We start from the raw sequence: 3,396 nt of genomic DNA, 5'->3' as shown, positions 1-3,396 counted from the left end.
CCCCACCAAACAGAGTCGGCAGTCGGAAAATCATCCAGCCCCCGGAGCGGCCACCCCCGCAGCCACCCCCGGCGTCACCCACCCACCCGAGAGCCCACAGAACCCCAAGCCCCGCGCAGCGGACCCCCCAGAAGCCCCACCCCAGTGGCACCCCACCCACCCCCATGCAAGTGTGGCGACAAGCAATGTGCACCCTCCCGGTACGACCAGCACGGTAAAGGGATGAGCGATGGAACGACCCCGGATCCTGATCGTGGGCGGTGGCTTCGCCGGCCTGGAGTGCGCCCGCCGCCTCGAACACAAGCTGGCGCCCTCCGAGGCCGAGATCTCGCTGGTCACGCCGTTCAGTTATCAGCTCTACCTGCCGCTGCTGCCGCACGTCGCCGCCGGCGTCCTGACCCCGCAGTCGGTCGCGGTGTCCCTGCGCCGCAGCCTCCGCCGCACCCACATCGTCCCCGGCGGGGCCATCGGGGTGGACCCGGTGTCCAAGGTCTGCGTGGTCCGGAAGATCACCGACGAGGTGATCGCGCAGAAGTACGACATCCTCGTGCTGGCCCCCGGCAGCGTCACCCGCACGTTCGACATCCCGGGCCTCACCGACTACGCCCGCGGCATGAAGACGCTCGCCGAGGCGGCCTACGTCCGCGACCACGTGATCGCCCAACTCGACCTGGCCTCGACCACGCTGGACCAGAACGAGCGGGAGTCGCGTCTCCAGTTCGTCGTGGTGGGCGGCGGTTACGCGGGCACCGAGACGGCCGCCTGCCTGCAGCGCCTCACGACCGCCGCGGCCCGCCGCTACCCGCGGCTGGACGCGCGGCAGATCAAGTGGCACCTGATCGACATCGCCCCGAAGCTGATGCCCGAGCTCGGCGACGCCCTCGGCACGGCCGCGCTGGAGGTGCTGCGGGCGCGCGGCATCGAGGTGTCGCTGGGCGTCTCGGTGGCCGAAGTCGGCGCCGAGTCGGTCAAGTTCACCGACGGCCGGGTGCTTCCGTGCCGGACGCTGATCTGGACGGCGGGCGTCGCCGCGAGCCCGCTGATCGCCACGCTGGACGCGGAGACGGTCCGGGGACGGATCGCGGTGACGGCGGAGATGCGGGTGCCGCAGTTCGAGGGCGTGTTCGCGCTGGGCGACGCCGCGGCCGTCCCGGACCTCGCGAAGGGCGACGGCGCGGTGTGCCCGCCGACCGCCCAGCACTCCGCCCGGCAGGGGCGCGCGGTGGCGAACAACGTGATCGCCTCGCTGCGCCACCAGCCGCTGGAGCCGTACTACCACAAGGACTTGGGCCTGGTGGTCGACCTGGGCGGCAAGGACGCGGTGTCCAAGCCGGTCGGCGTGGAGCTGCGCGGGGTGCCGGCGCAGCTGGTGGCCCGCGGCTACCACCTGATGGCGATGCGCACGAACGTGGCGAAGTTCCGGGTGGGCGCCAACTGGCTGCTGAACGCGACGGCCGGCGACGACTTCGTCCGCACCGGCTTCCTCGCCCGCCAGCCCGCCCGGCTGCAGGACTTCGAGTACACCGACGCGTACCTGACGAAGGATCAAGTACGCGCCCACGCCCAGGCGTTGCTGGCGAAAGGCTGAGCGAAGGCCCCTCGACTCCCCACATCAAACCGGAAAGCCGAGGGGACCACATCACGTCACAAAGGACCGCGTCGCACGGCGCCGCCCCACATCACTCCGCAGCCAGGTACATCCCACCGGAGTCCTGCCCGGCAGTGTTGCGGCACGCGTAGTTCCCGCTGCTCCGAGCGAACAGCTGCGTGAGGCAACTCCCAAGCGCCTGCTGCCCGTAGTAGTTCGGGTGCATAGACTCCTGCAGCGCGCCCTGGGTGGTGTTGAGCCCGCCGTCGAGGAAGCGCGCCCACTCACTGGTGGTCGCGGACGGCGCGGCGCCCGTGGTCGGCTGCTGGGTGGCCGTGGAGCAGACCTCGCGCCCCTGGAGCATGTCGGAGAGGTCGAGGAACTGCACGCCCTTGGCAGAGGCGACCTGCGCCAGCGCCTTGGAGATCTGCGGCACCATCGAGTCGCGCGCCCAGTCGGCGTCCCCGTCCCAGAACGGGCAACCGCCGGTGTTGGAGCGGGTCCAGCCGCTCTCGGGGTAGCGCATCTCGGAGCCGCGCGGGATCGGCGACGGGTAGGACTGCAGCACGAGCCGGTAATCCCCTTGTCCGTAGCCCGCGTTGGACATCACCGCGCGGATCTCGTCGATCGACTTGCCGACGCCGGCCATCGCCGCGGGCATCTTCGAGTCGATCGCGGACTGCTGCGAGCCGTGGCAGTAGCTGTACCAGAAGAGGTAGTCCTTGACGCAGGTCGAGATGACGTCGGAGAACCCGAGGTCGTTGCCCCCGATCGACAGCGTGATCAGCTTGACGTTGTTCTGGGCGGCGACGGTGGCGAGTTGGTCGGCCTGCGGGGCTTCGCCCTTGAGCGACTGGCCGCCGTTGGAGGCGCGGAAGACGTTGCTGGTGACGGCGCCCGAGCAGGCCAGGTTGATCTGCTTGGCCGCCACGGAGGATGCTCCGGTCACCTCGGCGACGTCGGAGCGGTCGCAGCCGTTCGCGGCGGTGGCGCCGTAGACGGTGCTTGCGTCGTACGAACTCCCGTTCCAGGCGCGGTCGGTGCCGGTCCGGCTGCCGCTGCCGTCGGCGGAGTTGCCCATCCAGCGGCCGGCCTCGCCGGAGATGTAGCTGTCACCGAGCGTGACGCTCGCGGTGGGGCCGACGGGGGCGGCGGAGGCGGGCGCGGCGGCGGCGACGCTGCCGCCGATCACGAGCGGGAGGGCGAGGGCGGCGCTGAGCAGCCTGCGGGCGAGTCGAGGGGTACAGCGGGTGTTGCTCGAACCGTTTTCGGGCACGGCGGAACTCCTGCGGCTCGGTCTCCCCGTGGTGTGGGGACGGGAAGACGCGTGTGAGGGTAGGCCGCCGGCGCCGGTGGCGCGTTGAAGATGGCATGGCCGCGCTCGTTACCGCTAGGTATCTGCGGCAGGTTTCCGCTTTGTTACCGATGGGTTCAGACCAGCCCCCACCCGTTCAGCGACCGCACGCCCACCCGTACTTGTTCACACAAGTCGCGGCCTGCCACCACCCACATACGAACCGCTCACACCGGCCGGGCCCACACCCGCCCACACCCACACGAACCGGACCCGCACCCCCGCATCGACCCCACCACACGCAACCCAGCCACCACGCTCAACCCAGCCCCGACACTCAAACCAGCCGCGACCCGCCCCCGCCCGCGCCGAGCACCGCCGCGAGGTCGGCGGCCAACCGCGGCGCCTCCGTCGGCTGGACCGGGTAAGAGGGGCGGTCTTGGCATGGGGGTGCCTCCAGAGCGGCTGCAGGGGAAACGGGAATGACGGGAGATGGGCGTCCGAGCCCGGATCG

At 70.9% G+C, this 3,396-nt stretch carries 2 protein-coding genes; one reads left to right on the top strand and one right to left on the bottom strand.

Annotation, left to right across the window (positions count from 1 at the left end; all coding sequences use genetic code 11):
- Nucleotides 1-229 precede the first annotated feature (229 nt).
- Nucleotides 230-1,588, top strand: coding sequence for an NAD(P)/FAD-dependent oxidoreductase (locus tag AB0O00_RS33175; protein WP_363658151.1), 1,359 nt, complete (start codon nucleotides 230-232; stop codon nucleotides 1,586-1,588).
- Between the two features lie 91 nt (nucleotides 1,589-1,679).
- Here AB0O00_RS33175 and AB0O00_RS33170 read toward each other — a convergent pair whose 3' ends face one another.
- On the bottom strand, nucleotides 1,680-2,864 hold the full coding sequence (locus tag AB0O00_RS33170) for a GDSL-type esterase/lipase family protein (RefSeq protein WP_363658149.1): 1,185 nt from the start codon (nucleotides 2,862-2,864) through the stop codon (nucleotides 1,680-1,682).
- Nucleotides 2,865-3,396 lie beyond the last annotated feature (532 nt).

Source organism: Kitasatospora sp. NPDC093558 (assembly GCF_040683475.1).
In the GTDB taxonomy this organism is placed as follows: Bacteria; Actinomycetota; Actinomycetes; order Streptomycetales; family Streptomycetaceae; genus Kitasatospora.
This window is presented reverse-complemented; position numbering and strand designations above follow the sequence as displayed.

Excerpts from the sequence above, each read along its gene's own strand:
- AB0O00_RS33175 (WP_363658151.1), top strand. The coding sequence starts at position 230 with ATGGAACGACCCCGGATCCTGATCGTGGGCGGTGGCTTCGCCGGCCTG.